The organism is Paenibacillus pinistramenti (assembly GCF_005869875.1).
Lineage (GTDB): Bacteria > Bacillota > Bacilli > Paenibacillales > Paenibacillaceae > Fontibacillus > Fontibacillus pinistramenti.
On sequence record NZ_VAWG01000023.1, the window covers coordinates 18,025 to 39,160 of the forward strand.

A 21,136-nucleotide genomic window follows, 5' to 3' on the forward strand; every position below is an offset into this window, starting at 1 on the left:
CCGGAGTGTGACGAATCAAATCTCCGCAAAATAAAAAACGGAAAGCAGGCTATTTCCTTAGCCGCTTTCCGCTAATTTATCTCATTATCTATCATTGTTATGAAAAATTCATTGCTATGAAAAATCCTCTTCCTGCTCGCTCAATTCCGGCTCTGAAGATTGGGCGACCCGGTAAATAATTACCCGGGTAATACGCAGCCTTGCAGCCTCGGCCACTTCAAAGACCACGTTGTCCTGCTGAACCTTCTTCCCTTTAAGCGGAGCACCCTCCAGCTCCTTAAAGAGCCAGCCCCCGATCGAGTCCACTTCCTCATCTTCAATCGTCGTACCAGTCAGATCGTTGACTTCTTCAATGAGCAGACGCCCGTCCACTGAAAAAATCCCTTCGCCCAAGATCTCAACCTCCGGACGGTCATCCTCAAATTCATCATGGAGATCTCCGACGATCTCCTCCAAAATTTCTTCTGCCGTCAGCAGGCCTGCTGTTCCGCCGTATTCATCCACAATCAGCGTCATTTGGGAATGGCGCTTCTGCATTAAGCGGAGCACATGGCTGATCTCCATGGATTCCGGAACATTCAGAATCGGGCGGACAATATCCTCCAGGTTCTGGCTGCGTTCAGGATCTGGCAGGAGCATGTCCGTAATATGTACAAAACCGATGATTTGGTCCTTATCTTCACGAGCCACTGGATAGCGGGAGTGCTTCGTTTCCGCAACAATTTTCATATTCTCTTCCCAGGACAAGTTGGTATACAAGCAGTCCATATCGGTGCGGGGAAGCATAATCTCCCGGGCCAGCAGATCCGAAAATTCAAAAATGTTGTCCATCAGCTTCATTTCGTCTTTATCAATAACGCCGCTTTTGGCACTTTGATTCATCAGAATCCGGATTTCCTCTTCAGAGTGCGCCGCATCCATTTCACTGGCCGGCTCAACACCAATCATCCGGAGAATGCCGTTGGCGGCCGTGTTCAGCAGCCAGATGACCGGCATAAAGATTTTGTAGAAATACATAAGCGGAGCAGACAGCCACAGAGTGGTGCCTTCCGTCTTCTGTATGGCCAGCGATTTCGGTGCCAGCTCCCCGAGCACGATGTGCAGGAAGGTAATGACAAAGAAACCAACCGCTACAGAGACCGTTGTAATCAAGGTCCCATCTGTAATGCCAATCTTATGCATCAGCGGTTCAATCAACAGCTCGGACACCGCCGGCTCGCCCACCCAGCCAAGGCCAAGGGATGCAAGCGTGATGCCAAGCTGTGTTGCTGATAAGTAAGCATCCAGCCTTTGATTGACCTTGAGGGCAAAGCCGGCCCGCCGGTTACCCTCGCTGACCAGCTGTGTCAGCCTGGACTGTCTCATTTTGACAAGTGAAAATTCAGCGGCGACAAAAACGCCGTTCAGAAATACTAATACAAATACGAACAGTAAATTCAAGAGCAGTTTACCTACTTCGAATTCCGTGTGACTGGGCAACACCAACGCCTCATTTCTATATAGTCATCGCTTTGCGCGATTTAAAATCGGTATCTTTATAATACATATCAGCAACAAGCAGGTTCGGTCCGCAGCAGTTTGCCGCATCGCAGAAGCAGTTGACGGTTCCTGACAGCGGGTGCTCGGACAGCCAGCGTTCGAAGATCTCGTCGAGCTTCTGGCCGGCAATATTACCGAAGGAAGGAATCGCTGCAAAGTCGGTTACAAATACGTCGCCGGTAAACATATTAACGTTCACCCGGTTGCGTCCATCCGGATCGTTGCGTACGGTCACCTTCTGTTCGCTCCGCAGCCGCGCAACAATCTCCCGGTCCTCCCGGTTACTGCTGCATGCAAAGAACGGCAGCGTTCCAAACAGCATCCACACCTCAGGGTCCCTATGGTCCAGGAGATGATGGATTGCGGTGCGCATGTCATCCAGCGACAATACCGGCAGGCCCTCTGCAAAATCAGCCGCATACATCGGATGAACCTCATGGCGCTTGCAGCCCATATCGAGAATAAGCCGGTGAATCTCCGGCAATTTCTCATGTGTACGATAGTTTATCATGGATTCCGCCGAAATAAACATGCCGTCCTGACTCAGCCTGCAGGCATTGTCAATCATGGCATCATACATTTTTGCTGCTGCTTCAAGACTAACGGGATGACCGCTTCTCGCAAAGCAGACCTCATGAAAGTCATGCACATTTGTATAATTGAATGAGATATGCATGACATCCAAATAAGGCAGCAGCTTCTCATACCGCCCATAATCCAGCGTTAAATTGGAGTTAATTTGGGAACGAATGCCGCGCTCTTTGGCATATTTGAGCAGAGGAACAATTTTCTCCTCAACGGTTTTGAGCCGGAAGGACGGTTCTCCGCCGGTAATGCTGATGGTCTGCAGATGCTCGACCTCGTCCAGCCTCTTAAGCATCAGGTCGAGGGGAATCTGCTCGGGTTCCCGGAGCACCAGACTATCCCCTACCGCGCAGTGCTCGCAGCGCATATTGCATAAATTGGTTACTGTCATCTCTACACTGGTCAGCCGGTGTCTGCCATATTCACGCAGAGACCTGATCGGATCCCAGGGATCATTTTCCGGAGAAATGACAGGCAATCCTTGCGAAATACTGCCTAAGTTCATGATTTACTCACCTTATCCTATTATTAACCTGATCAAAGCCATCCAAAAGCTATTGACCTATGTTTTTATATACGTTCTATCATACCACGAAATTCCTGTTCCACACACCGCCTGATAAACAAACAGACCCGTTCCATAAGCGGACGAGTCTTACAAGCTTTGTGCCTGTTCATGAACAGCGTGCGCCGGTTCCCCATCAACACGGGTAACGATGACACTCAGTTTCTCGGACAGGTCAATTTCATAAGGTTGTGAAAGCTCCTCTTTCTCTGTGCCGTACAGCACCCTGACCACCGGCCTCTGCGGGGCAAAATGATGAATACGCGATACAACGCCAACCTCGCCAGTATTCAAGGTCACCGTCATACCGAGCGGATAAATGGCCACGTGGTCCCGAAAAATCTCCAGCTTCTGCTTCTCATACAGCGTACCGCAGCCTGCATACAACGACTCAACCGCCTGATGCGGCAGCAGAGCCTGCTTGTAGACCCGATGGGATGTCATGGCGTCGTAAGAATCTGCGATGCTGATCCACTGGGCATATTCATGGATTTCATTGCCTTCAATGCCTCTCGGATATCCGCTTCCGTCAATTCGTTCATGATGCTGGAACGCGCAGTGGGCCGCCTGGAGGGGGATTCCGGGCTCATCCTTGAGCATTTTATAACCGATCTCCGCATGCTGCTTCATCGTTTCGAACTCCACATTGCTTAATCCGTCGGGCTTCAGCAGGATGGAAGGAGCAATTTTCGTCTTCCCGATATCGTGGAGAATTGCCCCCAGCCCCAAAACGGAAAGCTCCTCATGCGTATAGCCGTGTGCTTTGCCAAGCATCAGCGAATAAATACAAACGTTCAGCGAATGGCGGAACAGCGTACGGTCTGCTTTATTAATATTAGTCAGCATAATTAAAACGTCTTCCCTGCTGCTCAGATCCTTCATAATATTCTCAACAACATTCAGAAAAGCCTTGCCGAGAAACGGATAGACAAATCCCTTCAAAGAAGCGTTGGAAATTTTAATAAAATTAGAGCGGATCTCCTGAATCGCCCTTCGCTCCGTTTCTTCCGAAATCAGTTCAGGAATCAGGATATCCTCGGTCCTTGGATCCGAGACATAGACAAAATCAATGCCAAGCCCGGCCAGCCTGTTGATCAGGATCTGAGTCAATTCGACATTTTCGGATAGAAGGACCAGCCCTTCATCGTTATATATTTTTTTAGCTAATTTCATCCCTGGCTGCAGAGATTTTATGGGTATCAGCCGCAAGCGTTCCACTCCGTATCTATTCGTATATTAATTCATAATAAAAATCCAGAATACGGCTGCAAGCACAAATCGGTAATATGCAAAATGTCTAAGTTGAATCTTCTGGATCAGTTTCAGGAAAGCCAGTACAACCAAGTAAGCAACGACAAAGGAAACGACAAATCCGATTGCAAAGGCAAGAAGCGTGTCCGAGTTCATATCCTTGTAGGAATCAAGAAGCTCATAGCCCGAAACGGCGATCATGATCGGTACAGCAATCAGGAACGAGAAATCGGCAGAAGCTTTATAACTCGCACCGGCGATCATTCCTCCTGAAATCGTGGAGCCGGAACGCGAGAATCCTGGCCACAGAACGGAAATACACTGGAAAATGCCAATCAGAAAAGCCTGTGTGTAGCTGAGCTGGTCAATATCCTCTGCCGTCACGCGGGCAACCTTCTTATTATACCATTCTGCAAAAATCATAAAAGCGCCGCCGACAACCAGCGCCCACAGGACAGTTGAAGCGCTGAACAAGCTCTTAATATGATCTCTGAATATGTATCCCACTGCCAGTGCAGGCACGATGCCAAGAAGCACATGAATCAGGTTCAGCTTACCGGCAGGCTTGCCGATCGCTCTGGAGGTCTGACTGTCCTTCTGAAGACCAAGCAAATTCAAAATTCTGTATCTGTACACCCAGGCAATCGCCAGGATAGCTCCAAGCTGGATCACAATTTCAAACGAATTCATGAGCGGAGACTGATCATCATACCCCATCAGCCTGGCTGTCAAAATCATGTGCCCTGTAGAAGAGACCGGAATAAATTCAGTAATCCCCTCTACAATGGCTAAAATAATGGCGACAATAATACTCATATTTTCCTCCCAATCGTCAATTTTTAGGTCCTAGTCCTTAAATCATTCGGTTCATCCAAGCAGGCGGCCTTACGAAAGCGGATGTTTATGCCATCTTGATATGAAGCTTTGTTCTACCGCGCCCGGAGTTTGCAGTTCCAGGCGCAGCAGGTCCCGCAGAAATTCCGGCAGCATGTACACTTTATCTGTGCCTAAAGATATAGCCTTGTAGCCGATCCCGAAAGTAAACATATCCAATGTCCCTACATCATACTCGATTTCCGGATCAATCGGAACCCCCCCAATGGTAGCCATCCGTATGCGTCTAAAGGGCTGGTCGGTGAAATCGTATTCGATTTCCAGTCCGTCCGTGGACAGGTTTCCCAGCACTTTCCCGCGGAAGCCAAACCCATAAATCGTTTTGCCGGCGATTTCAGGAATGAGCGACTCTTCCAGACTCTTCAAAATATACTCTCCCTTTAACTTGATCCGGCAAGGATTAATAGGTGACGGACATAGGGCATGCAGCATCCCCTCGCTGATCTCCCCTTCCGGAAGTCCGCCAAGCAGCTGTCCTGAATTCACGATGGCGATCTGGCTGCCTGTAAATCTGCGGACAGACTGAGCAAGCAGATTCGCAAAGGGAGATTCCTCCTCATAACTGACCGGGAGGGCCTGTCTCGTGATGGCTACCGTCCGGTTCAGTCTTTCTACAGCATGCTTGTGATGAATGCCTATAGCTTGAACGACCTGCTGCTGGGCTTCAAATTCAGCCGCCTGGCTGACTTCCGGCTGCCCAGCTACTTCCAGAGCTGCACCTGAGCTTACTGCCACACATCCCCCGCTATCCCGCGTTAACACAATCTTCCCCAGGTAATGGCCGAATTTCTCGGCTGCAGCCAGACATGTCCCCTCTATAAATAAAGGCTCTTGAATCAGATGGTGGGAATGCCCACCCAATATAACATCAATGCCTGGAACGTCTGCAGCCAGCATCTCGTCCATTTTTAATCCCAAATGAGACAGGAGTATAACAACATCGACTTGACTTCGTATTTCGTTCACCTGGCTGCGCACGGCCTCAAGCGGATCCAGCGACTGCCAGCCCAATATATGATAAAACTCAGCATATGCGGCGGTCGCTCCGATCAAACCGATTGTGAAGCCTGCCTTGTGCACAATATGATATTCTTTCATCCAATCCGGAGTCTGTCCTGATTTTGTTTCCCTGATATTACAGCAAACGATGGGGCACTGCAGACCGGCATACGCCTGCTCCAAAAGCTCCGGTGTAAAAGTCAGCCCTTCATTGTTGCCTATTGTAACGGCATCATATCCCGTCAAATTAAGAATATCGACATTGGCTTGGCCCAGGGTGCCTTCCGTCTCCACCGCTGCCCGGTCCATGTGGTCGCCTATATCCAGCAGCAGCAGCCGGTCCTGCCAGGTCTGCCGTTCCGCTTCAATCATGCCTGAAATTGCGGCCATGGCACCGAAATGGCTGTGAAGGTCATTAGTGTGAAGGATTAGAAGCTCATCCGTTTCTGCATTCTGCTGCATCTGCAATTCCTCTCCTTTCGGTCCCGCTTGCCGTTCGTAAGCTGCCAAACTTATGATATATTATATTTATAACATAATTGCAATTTGAGGAGACAAGAATATGAACCTTCGTGTGCAACTTTTTGCAGGGCTTGCCGAAAGTTTGGGGTTAACCCTTATTAACGTAGAACTCGAGGAAAAAGTTACAATTACTGCGCAGGAATTAAAATCCTTGCTTGCTGAGAAATATCCTCAAGCCAGCCAGCAGCTGGTACAGGCTTTTGTTGCTGTAAATCATGAATATGCGCCTGATGAAACCCTCATTACTTCCGATGATGAAATTGCGCTTATTCCCCCGGTCTCTGGCGGGGAGCCCCTGGCAGATTCTTATCAAAGCGAAGACGGATTCTATCAATTGACCTCTCATCCATTAATGATTGAAGAAATTGCAAATAAAGTGATTCATCCCGATCACGGCGCTTCTCTGGTCTTCGTCGGAACAACCCGCGAAATGACTGCAGGCAAACGCACGATTCATCTGGAATATGAAGCCTACCCCCCAATGGCTCTCAAGAAGCTGCAGCTCATCGGTGCAGAAATCGCAGTTCGGTGGCCGGGAAGCCAATGCGCTATCAGTCACCGGACCGGGAAGGTTGAAATCGCCGAAGCCAGTGTTGTCATTGCTGTTTCCGCTCCTCACCGGGACAGCTGCTATGAGGCAAGCCGGTTCGCCATTGAGCGGCTTAAGCAAATCGTCCCAATTTGGAAGAAAGAAATCTGGGAAGATGGCTCTGAATGGAAAGGCTCCCAGCAGGGACCATGGAACCCCCTGTCCCCCTCTAGCTGATTCTGTCGAATCGTGAATAGGATTGTCAATCCATATTTTGCCTGATATATTTAAGTAGATAATACTTTAGTAGAAGGTGGATGGTCCTTGTGCGAAAGCATGTGATGGAACTTCGCCCGGGGGACCGGGTGACCGAGGATATTTTTAATAGCAACGGTGTATTTGTTCTGCAGAGAGATACCATTTTGACGGATGAATCCATTGTGAAGCTTGTACAGCATGGAATTGATTTCATAGATATAGAGAATCACATAGACAATGTATCCGCCTCTTCAAGTCAGCCTCTGTCAGCCTCTCTCCAGAAGTTAAAGCCTAAATTCGATGGTGCACTGGATATTTTTGAAACGCTTTTTCTGGAATCTCTGGCAAATGGAAAATTCAGCAGTGACTACATAGATGAAACACTCCAGCCTTTAATGAATGATCTGATGGACCAGAAAGACGTAGTCTCACTGCTGATGATGTTTAATCACCAGGATGAATATACATACAACCATTCCCTCCAGGTAGGACTGCTTTCTTATTATATCGCCATTTGGATGGGCTATGATGAGAAGGAAGCGTACAGAGTAGGCAAAGCCGGATATTTGCATGATATGGGCAAGTGCATGATTCCGCCGCATATTCTTAATAAGCCTAGCAAACTGACCGAAGAGGAATTCGATTTTATCAAAAAGCATACTCATTACGGCTATGAATTAATCCTTAATTCCACCGGAGATGAAACGGCAGCTTTGGTCGCACGCCAGCACCACGAACGGGATGACGGCAGCGGCTATCCGTATGGATTGAGCAAAGAGGAAATTCACCCCTATGCACGCATCGCCGCCGTTGCGGATACCTACAGCGCCATGACCTCCCAGCGTGTATATCAGTCGCGCAAAGAGCAGCTGACAGTTCTGCAGGAAATGTACAAGCTGAGCTTCGGCAAATTGTCCGGGGAAGCTGTACAGGCTTTGATCCGCCATTTGGTTCCTAATTTTATCGGCAAGAAAGTCCTTCTGACTACCGGAGAAACCGGCCATATCGTAATGACCAACCATTCCGACTTCTTCCGTCCTTTGGTAAGAACGGACTCCCGGTTTGCAGACCTTGCCAAAGAGCCAGAGACGTCGATACAGGAAGTCTTGATGTAATACACTGGCGAAGACGCTGGCGAAAGAGCCGTATTTAGAAGGAGAATCACATTTGGGCGAGCAGCATTCACTCAACCTCTGCCTCACATGCACGCTGCTTGCTTGGGCTACTCCTTCTTCTTTCTTTGTGAATGGATAGCGCCGGTTGCGGATAGGCCAATAACGGAGATCAAGATAAGCTTTTCCTGGATCTTATCGGGAACAAGTACGAATATTGCAGCAATGAGCACCGCAGCTACGTTAATCCATTTCTCTTTAAGGCCAAATGCGCGTGTAACGCTTACATATGCAGCAACCAAAGCGGCAAGATTAAGAATATCGCTTGAAATGTTCATGATTAACCTCCTATTTTCTAAATTTGAGTATTTAAAATACCCTTTCGAAGTCACTTGTCCTTTTGTTCCGAAAAAGGGACTTAAACGCCAACTCCATTAAATTCGAACAAGCCGGTAAGTTTGCGTCCTTCTCCTATTTCGTATTTCGATTATATGTGGTATTATAAATACCGTCAAGTATTTTAAATACTCTTTTAGATTACCCTTATTTATGTTCATTATTGATTTGGAGGCCTTGTCTATGTCCCTTGGTGAAAGAATACGCGAGCGCCGCAAGCAGCTCGGCCTGACTCAGCTGGATATCGCCCAGCAGCTTAACATGGGGAGATCCAATTTTGGCCATATTGAGAATGGCCGTGTGGTTCCCTCCAGCTCCGATCTTGATAAAATTGCTGATATTTTGAGAACCAAAGCCGACTATCTGCTTGGCAAAACGGACGATCCTACCGTTCCGGGCTCTGTGGATGCTTTTGCTTTGACGCCTAAAGAGGAGAAGGATATTGCTGTGCGGCTGCAGAAAATGTTGGATGAACTGGAGAGCGATGTGCCATTAGCATACTTTGGCGAACCGCTTGAAGATGACGAGGATCGTGAAGCCTTGAGAGCTTCCCTGGAGAACACGCTCCGGTTGTCCAAATACATGGCGAAGAAGAAATTTACACCGGACAAATACCGGAAATAATACCGGGGGGACCCTATGGACGAAGAACGTCTCATAACAAAGCTAATTAGGACCTGCGGAACCAACAATCCCTTTGCCATTGCGGAACACCGGAATATATTGGTTCTGTACGAGCAGCTGGGCAAACATATTTGGGGATATTTCAGCAATGCTTACCGGATCCCTATCATTCATATCAATGAAGACCTGAACGAGTTCGAGCGGACCTTCACAGCCGCGCATGAGCTTGGGCACTGTCTGCTGCATGCCAAACTCAACACGCCTTTTCTGCGCAGGAATACGCTGATATCTGTCGATCGGATCGAGCAGGAAGCGAACCGTTTTGCCATCAAACTGCTGATCGGCCAAGCCAAACCGGAGCCTGGTGAAACAGCCAAGTTTTTTCTGCTCCGCTGCGGGATCCCCGAATGGGTGCACCCCTATTTCGCTGGTGAACAGCCGGACGGGAAGAGCAGCTGGTCTGCTTTCTGCATGGATGACCAGTCATTTTGGGGCTGCTGACTTTAGTTCAATGACTAAGGCGCAGCCTTTAACAATAAAACTCCCTGCTGCCAATTGGACAAACAGGGAGCCGCTCTTAAGGAACAAATGATCCATGCCTGGAGCTGCTCCTAATGCATTTGAGATGCCATCGCAAGAACATTGTGCCTAAGATATATACCGGGATTGAATACCACAGCTTCCACTCTTTATAAACCAAATAGCCGGCTAACACAGACAGCCATTCATAGAACATTGCGGCTACGGCAACCCCCAGCAGGTACCAGATGAATCTGGAGCGCTTCTCTGGGATAAAGTTTGCAATAATGATGCCGTAAGATGGCGGGAGCACAGCCTCCAGAGTAAGATCAGCAAAGGTAACTTTAGGATCCACGAAGTCATACATATCCAGTACTAATCCAAATACGAGATCCGTAAGAAGAGTGAGTGTCGACATCCAGCCCCAGGTAATATATATTTCCTTAACCGTTAAATGTTTTGGCATTGCAATAATGAACAGAATAGTAACCATGAAACTTAGATAACCAAACCATATTCCCAACGGCATCCCTCCACAAGAAAGAATGTCCAAAACAGCTGCATTTTATTTACATTTCATATGTTTTTAACGATTTATAGCCACAAAAAAATACGCGTCCGCGCGATAAAAACCCCTGAGGCCTTACTCGCGCAAACACGTATTTTCAGATTAGAGGCAATATGGTGTTTTGCCCTTCTCCCTAAGGAAATAAGGCTTAACCGATACTTCCTTCCATCTCGAACTTGATCAGACGGTTCATCTCAACCGCATATTCCATCGGAAGCTCTTTCGTAAATGGCTCGATAAAGCCCATTACGATCATTTGTGTTGCTTCCGCTTCCGTTAAACCGCGGCTCATCAGGTAGAAGAGCTGGTCTTCGGATACTTTGGATACGGTCGCTTCGTGTTCCAGTGTAACGTTATCGTTCATGATTTCGTTATAAGGAATCGTATCGGAAGTAGACTCGTTATCCAGAATCAGCGTGTCACATTTGATGTTGGATTTTGCACCTTCCGCTTGACGGCCGAAGGAGGCCAGACCGCGGTACGATACTTTACCGCCATGCTTGGAGATCGACTTCGACACGATCGTGGAGGTTGTGTCCGGAGCCAGGTGGATCATTTTCGCACCGGCATCCTGGTGCTGGTTCTTGCCGGCTACAGCAATGGACAATACGCTGCCCTTTGCCCCGCGGCCTTTCAGAATAACTGCTGGATACTTCATGGTCAGCTTGGAGCCGATGTTGCCGTCAACCCACTCCATGTTGGCATTCTCTTCAGCAACCGCACGTTTTGTAACCAGGTTGTAAATGTTTGGCGCCCAGTTCTGGATCGTTGTATAGCGAACGCGGGCATTCTTTTTCACGATAATCTCAACTACCGCACTGTGCAAAGAGTTTGTGCTGTAGATTGGAGCTGTACACCCTTCTACGTAATGCACAAAGCTGTCTTCGTCGGCGATAATCAAGGTACGCTCGAATTGTCCCATGTTCTCGGAATTGATGCGGAAGTAAGCCTGCAGAGGCACTTCGCATTTCACGCCTTTTGGCACATAGATGAAGCTGCCGCCGGACCATACCGCACTGTTCAAAGCAGCAAACTTGTTATCTGCTGGAGGAATAATCGTACCGAAATACTCGCGGAGAATTTCCGGATGCTCACGGAGCGCAGTGTCCGTATCCATGAAGATAACGCCCTGCTTCTCCAGATCCTCCTGCATGTTGTGGTATACAACCTCGGATTCATACTGGGCGGATACACCCGCAAGGAATTTCTGCTCGGCTTCCGGAATTCCCAGCTTATCAAAGGTTTCTTTGATTTCGGCCGGAACCTCTTCCCACGTTTTGCCCTGCTTCTCGGACGGTCTTACATAATACTGGATATCGTTGAAGTCCAGCTCGCTTAAGTCTCCGCCCCAATTTGGCAGCGGCATTTTCTCAAACTGTTTGAGCGCTTTAAGGCGATATTCCAGCATCCATTCTGGTTCGTTCTTGATCCGTGAAATTTCAGTAACGATCTCAGGAGTCAGCCCTTTACCAGTTTGGAAAACCGCTTTATGCTCGTCACGGAAACCATATTTGTACTCTTCCATTTCAGGCGCTTTTTTGGCCATGGGTATTCCCTCCTTATTCGATGCCCTTCTTCAGAGCGTTCCAAGCCAGCGTTGCACATTTGATGCGGGCCGGAAATTTATTAACACCAGACAAGGCTTCAATATCTTCGTAATCATCGAATTCGGCGTCTCCGCCCTTCATCATCTTGGAGAAACGATCGGCCAGATCCAAAGCCTCGCCTACCGTTTTTCCTTTAACAGCATCAGTCATCATGGATGCAGAAGACATGCTGATCGAGCAGCCTTCCCCCGTATAACGGGCATCCTTCACGACACCGTCTTCGATAATGAGCTGGAGCGAAATTCGGTCACCGCAGGTTGGATTGTTCAGGTTCACGGTCACCGCATCGTCTCCGAAGGTTCCGCGGTTGCGCGGATTCTTATAGTGATCCATAATGACGCGACGGTAAAGATCGTCTAATTGCATTATCCAAAATACTCCTTTGTTTGGATTAAGCCATCCACAAGGCGGTCAATATCTTCTTCCGTATTATACAGATAGAAGCTTGCTCTCGCTGTTGCAGTTGCTTTAAGCCAGCGCATCAGCGGCTGACAGCAATGATGGCCTGCACGGACCGCAATACCGTAGGAGTCGAGCACTGTAGCCACATCGTGCGGGTGGACATCCTCAAGATTAAACGTGATCAGTCCAACCTCGCGTTTCTTTGGACCGTACAGCGTCAATCCTTCAATTCCGGCAAGGCGTTCCATCGCGTAGTTCGCAAGCTTGCGTTCATGCTCAGCTACAGCCTCCATACCGATGCCTTCCAGAAAATCTATGGCTGCCCCAAGACCCACAGCCCCCGCAATGATTGGAGTGCCTCCTTCAAACTTCCAAGGGAGTTCCTTCCAGGTGGATTCGTACAAACCGACATCATTGATCATTTCGCCGCCAAACTCAATCGGCTCCATGCCTTCCAAAAGCTCTTTCTTGCCATATAATGCGCCGATTCCGGTAGGAGCACACATCTTGTGTCCGGAAAAAGCATAAAAGTCGCAGTCCAGCTCCTGCACATCAATCTTCATATGTGGCGTGCTTTGCGCGCCGTCTATAACAATTATACCACCATTGCGGTGAGCAATCGCGGCAATTTCCTTAACCGGATTAACGACCCCAAGCACGTTTGATACGTAGTTAATCGCAACGATTTTCGTCTTAGGGGTAATTGTCGCTTCCACATCCGCAAGCTCAATATGACCGTCAGGCTGCATCGGAATATATTTCAGCGTCGCACCGGTCCGGATCGCAAGCTGCTGCCATGGAATCAGATTGCTGTGATGCTCCATCTCCGTGATGACGATTTCGTCGCCAATTCCCACATGAGCCGGGCCGTAGGAAGAAGCTACAAGATTTAAGGCCGTTGTCGTCCCACGGGTAAAAATAATCTGGCTGGCATCCTCCGCATGAAGGAAGCGAGCAACCTTCTCACGGGCACCTTCATAAGCTTCTGTTGCACGGCTGCCAAGCGTATGCACTCCGCGGTGAACATTCGAGTTCTCCCACTCATAATACTGCTTCACCGCATCAATAACGGCTTTAGGTTTCTGTGAAGTTGCCGCATTATCAAGATAAACGAGCGGATGCCCGTTTATCTCTTGGTTCAAAATAGGAAATTGTTCTTTCAGTGCTTTGGAATTCATTGCCCCAGCTTCCTTTCCACAAGAGCCTGCAATTGGTTTTGGAGCTGCTCAAGCGGAATATCGGAAACGACAGGAGCCAGGAAACCGTATATGATCAAACGTTCCGCCTGCTCACGGGAAATCCCTCTGGACATCAGGTAATAAATTTGCTCTAGATTAACCTGGCCGACGGATGCGGCATGACCCGCTTTAACGTCATCTTCATCAATCAGGAGAATCGGGTTCGCGTCACCGCGGGCTTTCGGGCTGAGCATCAGTACTTTCTCTGTTTGCTCACCATTGGCTTTGGTAGCGCCGTGTTCGATTTTGGTAATACCGTTGATGATCGCCGTAGCTTCTTCGCGCATAACTGCACGAGTAATCATCTGGCTCTCGGAACTCTTGCCGAAGTGAGTCGCTCTGGTGGAGAAATTCAGACGCTGAGAGCCGGAGCCAACTGCGATGACTTTCGCATCAGAGAGAGAACCGTTTCCTTTCAGGATACTGTTTGTATCGCTCATCGAATCACCGTTATTCATTTCGCCGACGATCCACTCAATGCTTCCATCGTTATCAACTACAGCACGGCGGTAAGTAAGGTCTGTCACTCGGCCGCTCAGATGATGAACGGTTGCATACTGTACCTTCGCACCTGCTTTGACGACAACCTCAACGATTCCTGTATGAACCAGCTCGCTGTCCAGTTCACCGGAAAGGTAGTTGTCGACGTACGTCACCCGGCTGTTCGTATCTGCTACAACCAGCACGTGCGGTGCAAATGTGGCTTTCGCATCATCAACTAGGAACAGCGCTTGAAGCGGCACTTCAACCTCAACGTTGCGAGGCACGTACAGGAAGACCCCGCCGTTCCACACGGCATTGTGCAGAGCTGTCAATTGGTTCTCTTCAGCCGGCACAACAGTGGAAAGGTATTGCTGCACGAGATCGCCATGTTCTTTAGCCGCTGTCTGCAAATCGGTAAAAATAACGCCCTTTGCTGCAAGCTCAGCAGATAGACGGCTGATTACCGTACCGTTGTTACGCTGAACGACCAGCGATTCGCTTTTGGAAGAATCTACAAGCGCGAGGACGTTCTCAGGCAATTCCCCGCCAGTTTGTCCAGCCGCTGCTGGTGATCCGAAGTTTTGAAGATTCCAGCGTTCAAGCTTCATCTTCTCCAGTCTTGGCAGTTCCAGCTGCCCAGCCAGCTCAAGGGCTTTAAGTCTGCGTTCTGCGAGCCACGCCGGCTCGCTGCTCTGCTCGGAAAATGCGTTCAAAGCCGAAGCCTCCACGGGAAGAACGGTTAGTGTTGTCATACTGTCTCCTCCTCCGTTTCTTAGGCTTCCTGCTCTTGGCCAACAGTTTCATCAACGATGCCAAGCTCTTCTTTGATCCAGTCGTAACCGTCTTTCTCCAGACGCTCAGCCAGCTCAGGTCCGCCGGATTTAACGATGCGGCCCTGCATCATCACATGGACAAAGTCAGGTTTAATGTAATTCAGCAGACGCTGATAGTGAGTAATAACAAGGAAGCCTCTTTCTTCGCTGCGCATGGAATTCACGCCTTCAGCAACGATGCGCAGGGCGTCGATGTCCAAACCGGAGTCAATCTCGTCGAGTACGACAATTTTCGGGTCCAGCACCATCATCTGCAAAATTTCGTTCCGCTTCTTCTCCCCGCCGGAGAAGCCTTCGTTCAGGTAACGATGAGCAAACTCAGGATTCATTTCAAGCTCCTTCATTTTGCTCTCCATCTGGCGGATAAATTTGATCAGGGAAATTTCATTGCCTTCACCGCGGCGGGCATTCATTGCACTGCGCAGGAAGTCGGAGTTGGTAACACCCGCGATTTCACTCGGATACTGCATAGCTAGGAACAAGCCTGCACGGGCACGCTCATCAACAGCCATTTCAAGCAGATCTTCGCCGTCCAGCGTTACGCTTCCGTCAGTCACTTCATATTTCGGATGGCCCATCAGCGCGGATGCGAGCGTACTTTTGCCCGTACCGTTCGGTCCCATAATCGCGTGGATTTCTCCGCCTTTGATTTCGAGATTGATGCCTTTCAGAATTTCCTTACCTTCAATTGCTGCTTTCAACTCTTCGATGACAAACTTCGTGGACATATTAGAGACTCCCTCCATCTATTTACAAACTTTTATGGTTGTACGTTATTTTGACAGGGACGTCTCCCTGTTATGACTTTTATCATACCATAATCAATATCAAATTAGAATCATTCTAAGAAAAATGATTCTCAATTGATTCTCACTACATTTTAACGCAATAGATAGATAGAATCAACGCGGCTTAGGCGGTGACCGTAAGCAGCAAACAAGGCTTGGCCGATAACATGGCCAAGCCTTAGCTTATTAGCGGAGCGCCCTGTGCAGCACACGCGCCTTTTGAGCAAATTCCGAAGCGGAAAGTACCGGTGTCAGGTCCCTGGAATCCGGAGGAGCAAGACTTTGCAGTTCAATCCAGGATTTGCAGCCGCCGTATTCAGGCAGCGAAGGTACAAGAATTGGATTGTTCAAGCGGTAAACCCGAAGCAGGAGTACATGCAGGGGGTCGCTCTTTTTCCAGCGGAGCCGCTCTTCTGCAAAGTATTCCGTCCACATGTGAAAACCATACAGCCGGGACAATTGTTCTTCGGAGTGCACCAGCAGGTCATCTGCCACCTCGGCCCACGCCTTGATTGCAGTCTGCCCGGCGCCGGCAGCCGGAGACTCCGCTTCCTGCAAAGATTCATCCAAATAATGTCTCACTTCCGGTTTAAGAAGCTCTCTGCGCTGATGCTCATAAGTGGGATAAAGGTAGAAGGAATCGCTTTTCGTCTCGAAATGACGGGTTTCCTCGCGAATTCCTCCTTTCCGGAGAAGAATGATCTGATTCCCCTCCAGCAGAGCCCTTATCGCAGAAGCCCATTCTTTTAAAGCGACAGCCTTCTCTTCCACCCCGACCAACTCCTTCTATATTTAACCCAGATAAGAACGAAGCATCCACATATGTTTCTCGATTTCCCCTTTAAAGCCTGTGAGGAGATCCGCTGTGGCCACATCCTCGGCTTCTTCAGCCAAATCAATGCCTTCCTGGAAGGACTCAGTCAATGTGGCAAAATCTTCGATCAGCGTCTGCACCATAGCGCGCTGGTCTTCCTTGCCGGTGGCTTCCTGAATCGTTGCGATTTCAAGGTACTCGCGCATGGTTGCGGAAGGGGAGCCCTTTAATGTCAGCAGACGCTCCGCGATCTCGTCCATCTTCAAAGTCATCTCATTATAGAGCTCTTCAAATTTTACATGCAGAGTAAAAAAGTTCTCGCCCTTCACATACCAGTGGAAATTATGGATCTTCACATACAATACATTCAGGTTCGCGACCTGCTCGTTCAAAACCTGATGAAGCGCCTTGCTCTTTGTGGATTCCTTCGATTTGGAGTCTGCTTTTGCCATTATTAATCCCTGCCCTTCCCTATAATTAGTTGTAAGAAACAAGCTTAGTTTCAGCTGAAATTGATGTTTCCATCCTGCCTATCATTTACCCTAAGCCGCTTACTGCGAAACAAAGCAACCCGGCCGGCTTATCCCTTGCTGTCCACAAATTGGAGTTCCTATTCAGGGGTGTTTTTGATCCTATTTTCCCTGAAAATTATCTCAAAATTTACAGTACTTTTGTACTAGGTTTATGAATGGTTTGATGGTATCATTAGTCTACCGTCAGTTTTCTGATGCGGAATAACGTAATTTTAGGCAATGCGGAGGACAGCACCCATGAGAGAAAAGGAAGAGAACGGTTTTTTGTTTAATGTGGATATTCTTGTGAAGAGCCCTACTAACGGGCATGCACTTCAGCTTCTCCTCCAAATGCTGAACAGTCACCAGGCCGAAGTAGCCGATTACCGGGTAAAGTCAGGCATTGAGCTTGGTCATATTATCGACGCTGCGCTTGCTGCCAAACGGCAAGCTATGGCCTCATCAGTCGGCAAACAGCCATCCGGCGGTTCTGTAACCAAGAAGATTGAGAAAAGTGAACACTTGACCGATTCCAAGGGCAACCCGGTCAGTGAATGGATTCAAAGCCTGATTACCAGCAACCGTTTGGTACGAGTTATGATTGAGACTCCAAAAGGGAGACACAGCATTCCTTGCCGGATATTAAACTATCTGCCGAAGGAAGAGCTGATTAACGTGTACCATGTAGACGAGAAGCAGGTTTACACCTACAAACTGAGCGAGATTATCGACATTCTTGATGCGTAGTTTACCGCTCAGCTGCAGCAAAGACGGACATCCCTTCACGCAAAGGGGTGTCCGTTTTTTAATTTTTTCCGCGCCGCAGTGCAGTTACGGCAATTAAGATCCAAGCAGACAGGAAAGCTGCTCCGCCAAGCGGGGTAATCGCCCCAAGTACGCTGACTCCAGTAATGCTGAGGACGTACAAGCTCCCGGAAAAGAGAATGATGCCGGCAAGAAACAGCCGGGCGGCCCAGCGCAGGCGGCCTGATTCCCCCCACAGATGAGACAGTATCCCGACAAGCAGCAAAGCCAAAGAATGATACATCTGGTATTGTACGCCTGTTTCATAGACGCTCCGGGCATCATCGTCCAATACGCTCTTTAAAGCATGGGCCCCGAACGCCCCGATCGCTACGGACAGCAAACCGCAAATGGCGCCGATCGCCACATATTTTCGAGACATCTTGTCACCCCTTCATTTTAATTTCTGTTTTTATCTCTTCAACTAGTTCATTTTACATGATCATTCGAGGACTTACTATGCTGTTCAACGGATTGCCTTAAAAGCGGCTTGCTTTTTCCCCCATAATATTGAAAAATGAACAAGAAAAAGACTTTATGACCAAAGGAGACTGCCCTATGGATTTTGAAGCAAACCAGGAGAGAGAAAATGTTTCTTCATCTTTCCCCCTCCATCCAGAAGAGCACCAGAATCAACGGCCGAAAGTCAAACATTCCGGACCCGGCATCGCCTCTTTTGTTCTGGCTGTCGCGGCAATAATCGGTTACATCGTTTGTATGTCCTTAATCGTTGCCACATTTTGGCGGATCGGAACAGAAACCATTGATGAAGAGATACTTATGCAGCAGCAGCTTTTTGTCTTAGGCGTCTACGGTTTTATGATTGCTGGTCTTATCAATTTGGCTGGAGTGATTACTGCAATTATAGGCCTGGCGATCAAGAACCGCAAAAAAGTATTTGCCATTCTCGGATTGGTGTTCAGCCTGCTGCCGTTTCTGCTGCTCATCGTATTGGCAATTATCGGCATTGCTGCGCAGGGCACACTTTAGCCTTGAGATAAATCAGCAAGAATTTGAATTTACACCCGAAAGGTGAGTTACATGACATCTATCAAAATTTTCGCGGACAGTACCTGCGATCTGTCGGCAGACTTAATTAAGCAATACGAGATCGGCATCGTTCCTTTATATGTTACTTTCGAGCCGGATACTTACCGGGACGGCATTGATCTTACCCCTGCCACGCTATACGCAAAGGTAGCGGAAACAGGCAAGCTTCCTCTGACCTCAGCTCCATCACCGAATGATTTTATCAAGGCTTTTACGCCGTTTGTAGAGAAAGGCGATCAGATCATCTACATCAGCTTATCCTCCGAGCTTTCGTCCACTTATCAGAATGCGCTGCTTGCCGCAGAAGAGTTTGAATCTGGTATAGTGAACGTCTTTGATTCACTCAACCTGACAACGGGTATCGGCATTCAGGTGCTTAAAGCAGCCCGTGCAGCACAAGCCGGCCAAAGCGTAGAGCAGATTCTGAAGATGCTTGCCGAAATCCGGCCGAAGGTGGATACGGAGTTCGTGATCGATTCCCTTGATTATCTGCATAAGGGCGGACGCTGCTCCGGCATGCAAAATATTATGGCCAGTCTGCTCAAGATCCGCCCGGTCATTAAGGTGATTGACGGCAAAATGACTCCGGCTTACAAAGTCCGCGGCAGCCGTGAGAAGGCGTTTGAGCAGATGGTTTCAAACGCGCTTGCAAACAAAGACAACATGGATCATGGAACAATCTTTATTACCGAAACCATGGCCAAAGAGGATGCTTTGAAGCTCAGGGATACCATTAAAGAGAAGGTTAACCCTGATGAGATCCTGCTTACCGAAGCCGGGTGCGTAATTTCCAGCCACTGCGGACCCAAGACGATTGGAATTATTTATTTGAAGAAATAAGGAGGACATACAGATGACATTAATGAAGAAAAAAGCCATTGTCACCGGAGCCAGCAAAGGAATCGGCCGGGCAATCGCATTTGCCCTGGCAGCCGAAGGAGTCCATCTGGGACTCATCTCCCGCAGTGCTGATGATCTCAATAAGCTCCAGAAAGAGCTCCTCTCTACATACGACATTCAAGTGGTCTGCAGTGCTGCAGATATTTCCGAGCGCCACCAGGCAGAAGCCGCAGTCGCTGCAATTGAGCTGGAGCTTGGCTCGATCGATATTCTGATTAATAATGCCGGAATTGCCAAATTCGGCACTTTGCTGGATATGGAGCCCGCCGAGTGGGAACGGATGATTCAGGTTAATCTGATGGGAACCTATTATATGACCCGCGCCGTTCTTCCTTCACTGCTGAAACAGAAGAGCGGCGACATCCTGAATATCGCCTCAACGGCCGGCGAACGCGGATTTGCAACCGGCTCCGCCTACTGCGCTTCCAAGTTTGCGCTGCTGGGCATGACCGAAGCCTTGATGCATGAGGTGCGCAAATCAAATATCCGGGTGACGGCACTGAATCCAAGCACAGTGAATACTGAGCTTGCAGTGAATGCCGGACTGCCGATCGGCGACGAAGACCGCATGATGCAGCCGGAAGATGTCGCGCAGGTTGTCGTAAGCGCACTAAGGCTGCCGGCCAGAGTGACTTTAAAAACAGCTGGACTTCTGACGACAAATCCGCAGTAAGGCTGCAGATCAGAATGAAAAGCAAAAGCAGCAGAAGCTCTTCCCGATGGAAGGAGCTCTGCTGCTTCTTTCTTTTTGCGCTCAATAATACGGAGCCATCATCAAATAGACAATGACGCCGGTCAAGCTCACATACAGCCAGATCGGCATCGTCCAGCGGACGATTTTCTTATGTTTGGTCACCTGCATCGTCCAGCCCCATACCAGCGCAAACAATGCCAGAGGCACCACGATGGCTGCAAGGAAGCTGTGCGTGATCAGAATGAAGAAATAGATCGGGCGGATAATGCCTTGTCCGCCATATTTGGCTGTATCCGGTGAAATATAGTGAAACGTCAGATACGAGAAGAGAAACAGCAGTGTTGTCGTGAAAGCGAGCAGAATAAACACTTTATGCACGCGGATGTTCTTTTTCATAATTGCAACCAAAGCCGCAAGCAGAAAAATAAACGTGAAGCTGTTAAAAATTGCGTTCAGCCGGGGAAAGATCGTAATATCAAAATTGACGGCCCCTTCATAGCCCAGAGGCGAGAAGAACAACAGCAAAATAATAATGTTGGCTACAATCGATACGGTGATGATCAGCCCGGTGAAATTCTTGGAGCTTTTCGGCGAATAACTGGAAGAATCGGGTTTACTGTTCATGTTCGATTTACTCCTATTCAGGTTCT

The 21,136-nt window shown here is 48.6% G+C and carries 24 protein-coding genes; 8 read left to right on the forward strand and 16 right to left on the reverse strand.

Features of this window, described 5'->3' with window-relative positions:
- Positions 1-114 precede the first annotated feature (114 nt).
- From FCN15_RS17540 to FCN15_RS17560, 5 genes are all read right to left on the reverse strand, one after another.
- Complete coding sequence (locus FCN15_RS17540) at positions 115-1,479, reverse strand: hemolysin family protein (RefSeq protein ID WP_138496278.1); 1,365 nt, start codon at positions 1,477-1,479, stop codon at positions 115-117.
- A gap of 16 nt (positions 1,480-1,495) precedes the next feature.
- A complete protein-coding gene (gene yfkAB, locus FCN15_RS17545; protein WP_138496279.1) occupies positions 1,496-2,629 on the reverse strand; it encodes a radical SAM/CxCxxxxC motif protein YfkAB in 1,134 nt (377 codons plus the stop codon).
- Positions 2,630-2,779: 150 nt separating this feature from the next.
- A complete protein-coding gene (locus FCN15_RS17550; RefSeq protein WP_203232175.1) occupies positions 2,780-3,898 on the reverse strand; it encodes an HD-GYP domain-containing protein in 1,119 nt (372 codons plus the stop codon).
- A 27-nt stretch (positions 3,899-3,925) separates the two neighbouring features.
- The gene (locus tag FCN15_RS17555; RefSeq protein ID WP_138496281.1) at positions 3,926-4,756 is read right to left on the reverse strand and encodes an undecaprenyl-diphosphate phosphatase; all 831 of its coding nucleotides are present in this window, start codon (positions 4,754-4,756) and stop codon (positions 3,926-3,928) included.
- Positions 4,757-4,825: 69 nt separating this feature from the next.
- Positions 4,826-6,295 (reverse strand): bifunctional metallophosphatase/5'-nucleotidase, encoded by a 1,470-nt coding sequence (locus tag FCN15_RS17560; RefSeq protein ID WP_138496282.1) that lies wholly within the window; start codon positions 6,293-6,295, stop codon positions 4,826-4,828.
- A gap of 100 nt (positions 6,296-6,395) precedes the next feature.
- Between FCN15_RS17560 and FCN15_RS17565 the strand changes: the two genes are divergently transcribed.
- Together FCN15_RS17565 and FCN15_RS17570 are read left to right on the forward strand one after the other, a co-directional pair.
- Positions 6,396-7,121, forward strand: coding sequence for a molybdenum cofactor biosynthesis protein (locus FCN15_RS17565; RefSeq protein WP_138496283.1), 726 nt, complete (start codon positions 6,396-6,398; stop codon positions 7,119-7,121).
- 89 nt (positions 7,122-7,210) lie between these two features.
- A complete protein-coding gene (locus FCN15_RS17570; protein WP_138496284.1) occupies positions 7,211-8,257 on the forward strand; it encodes an HD-GYP domain-containing protein in 1,047 nt (348 codons plus the stop codon).
- A 107-nt stretch (positions 8,258-8,364) separates the two neighbouring features.
- Here FCN15_RS17570 and FCN15_RS17575 read toward each other — a convergent pair whose 3' ends face one another.
- The gene (locus FCN15_RS17575) at positions 8,365-8,592 is read right to left on the reverse strand and encodes a hypothetical protein (RefSeq protein WP_238996737.1); all 228 of its coding nucleotides are present in this window, start codon (positions 8,590-8,592) and stop codon (positions 8,365-8,367) included.
- Between the two features lie 241 nt (positions 8,593-8,833).
- Between FCN15_RS17575 and FCN15_RS17580 the strand changes: the two genes are divergently transcribed.
- A complete protein-coding gene (locus FCN15_RS17580) occupies positions 8,834-9,274 on the forward strand; it encodes a helix-turn-helix domain-containing protein (RefSeq protein WP_138496285.1) in 441 nt (146 codons plus the stop codon).
- A gap of 15 nt (positions 9,275-9,289) precedes the next feature.
- A complete protein-coding gene (locus FCN15_RS17585; RefSeq protein WP_138496286.1) occupies positions 9,290-9,775 on the forward strand; it encodes an ImmA/IrrE family metallo-endopeptidase in 486 nt (161 codons plus the stop codon).
- A 76-nt stretch (positions 9,776-9,851) separates the two neighbouring features.
- Here FCN15_RS17585 and FCN15_RS17590 read toward each other — a convergent pair whose 3' ends face one another.
- From FCN15_RS17590 to FCN15_RS17625, 8 genes are all read right to left on the reverse strand, one after another.
- Positions 9,852-10,286, reverse strand: a complete 435-nt coding sequence (locus tag FCN15_RS17590) for a hypothetical protein (RefSeq protein ID WP_162515396.1) — start codon at positions 10,284-10,286, stop codon at positions 9,852-9,854.
- Positions 10,287-10,509: 223 nt separating this feature from the next.
- Positions 10,510-11,907, reverse strand: a complete 1,398-nt coding sequence (gene sufB / locus FCN15_RS17595) for a Fe-S cluster assembly protein SufB (RefSeq protein ID WP_138496288.1) — start codon at positions 11,905-11,907, stop codon at positions 10,510-10,512.
- Between the two features lie 13 nt (positions 11,908-11,920).
- Positions 11,921-12,334 (reverse strand): Fe-S cluster assembly sulfur transfer protein SufU, encoded by a 414-nt coding sequence (gene sufU, locus FCN15_RS17600; RefSeq protein WP_138496289.1) that lies wholly within the window; start codon positions 12,332-12,334, stop codon positions 11,921-11,923.
- On the reverse strand, positions 12,334-13,548 hold the full coding sequence (locus tag FCN15_RS17605; RefSeq protein WP_138496290.1) for a cysteine desulfurase: 1,215 nt from the start codon (positions 13,546-13,548) through the stop codon (positions 12,334-12,336). Before FCN15_RS17605 ends, sufU begins: the two co-directional genes overlap by 1 nt.
- Positions 13,545-14,843 carry a Fe-S cluster assembly protein SufD gene (gene sufD / locus FCN15_RS17610; protein WP_138496291.1) on the reverse strand — a complete coding sequence of 433 codons (1,299 nt, stop codon included), beginning with the start codon at positions 14,841-14,843 and terminating at the stop codon, positions 13,545-13,547. The genes FCN15_RS17605 and sufD overlap by 4 nt, the downstream gene beginning before the upstream one ends.
- 20 nt (positions 14,844-14,863) lie before the next feature.
- Positions 14,864-15,652 (reverse strand): Fe-S cluster assembly ATPase SufC, encoded by a 789-nt coding sequence (sufC, locus tag FCN15_RS17615; RefSeq protein WP_138496292.1) that lies wholly within the window; start codon positions 15,650-15,652, stop codon positions 14,864-14,866.
- 246 nt (positions 15,653-15,898) lie between these two features.
- Complete coding sequence (locus FCN15_RS17620; RefSeq protein WP_138496293.1) at positions 15,899-16,483, reverse strand: DUF1802 family protein; 585 nt, start codon at positions 16,481-16,483, stop codon at positions 15,899-15,901.
- A 21-nt stretch (positions 16,484-16,504) separates the two neighbouring features.
- Positions 16,505-16,978 carry a Dps family protein gene (locus FCN15_RS17625; RefSeq protein WP_138496294.1) on the reverse strand — a complete coding sequence of 158 codons (474 nt, stop codon included), beginning with the start codon at positions 16,976-16,978 and terminating at the stop codon, positions 16,505-16,507.
- Positions 16,979-17,296: 318 nt separating this feature from the next.
- Between FCN15_RS17625 and FCN15_RS17630 the strand changes: the two genes are divergently transcribed.
- The gene (locus FCN15_RS17630) at positions 17,297-17,785 is read left to right on the forward strand and encodes a hypothetical protein (RefSeq protein WP_238996738.1); all 489 of its coding nucleotides are present in this window, start codon (positions 17,297-17,299) and stop codon (positions 17,783-17,785) included.
- A gap of 58 nt (positions 17,786-17,843) precedes the next feature.
- On the opposite strand, the gene FCN15_RS17635 is transcribed toward FCN15_RS17630, so the two are convergent.
- On the reverse strand, positions 17,844-18,224 hold the full coding sequence (locus FCN15_RS17635) for a DUF423 domain-containing protein (RefSeq protein ID WP_138496296.1): 381 nt from the start codon (positions 18,222-18,224) through the stop codon (positions 17,844-17,846).
- Positions 18,225-18,400: 176 nt separating this feature from the next.
- On the opposite strand from FCN15_RS17635, the gene FCN15_RS17640 reads away from it, so the two are divergent.
- The 3 genes from FCN15_RS17640 to FCN15_RS17650 are packed head-to-tail and all read left to right on the forward strand — an operon-like array spanning position 18,401 to position 20,465.
- A complete protein-coding gene (locus tag FCN15_RS17640) occupies positions 18,401-18,832 on the forward strand; it encodes a hypothetical protein (protein WP_138496297.1) in 432 nt (143 codons plus the stop codon).
- 51 nt (positions 18,833-18,883) lie between these two features.
- Positions 18,884-19,732 (forward strand): DegV family protein, encoded by an 849-nt coding sequence (locus FCN15_RS17645; RefSeq protein ID WP_138496298.1) that lies wholly within the window; start codon positions 18,884-18,886, stop codon positions 19,730-19,732.
- 13 nt (positions 19,733-19,745) lie between these two features.
- Positions 19,746-20,465, forward strand: coding sequence for a 3-ketoacyl-ACP reductase (locus FCN15_RS17650; protein ID WP_138496299.1), 720 nt, complete (start codon positions 19,746-19,748; stop codon positions 20,463-20,465).
- Between the two features lie 81 nt (positions 20,466-20,546).
- Here the strand turns inward: FCN15_RS17650 and FCN15_RS17655 are convergent, their stop codons facing one another.
- Positions 20,547-21,110 (reverse strand): DUF420 domain-containing protein, encoded by a 564-nt coding sequence (locus tag FCN15_RS17655; RefSeq protein WP_138496300.1) that lies wholly within the window; start codon positions 21,108-21,110, stop codon positions 20,547-20,549.
- Between the last annotated feature and the right edge of the window lie 26 nt (positions 21,111-21,136).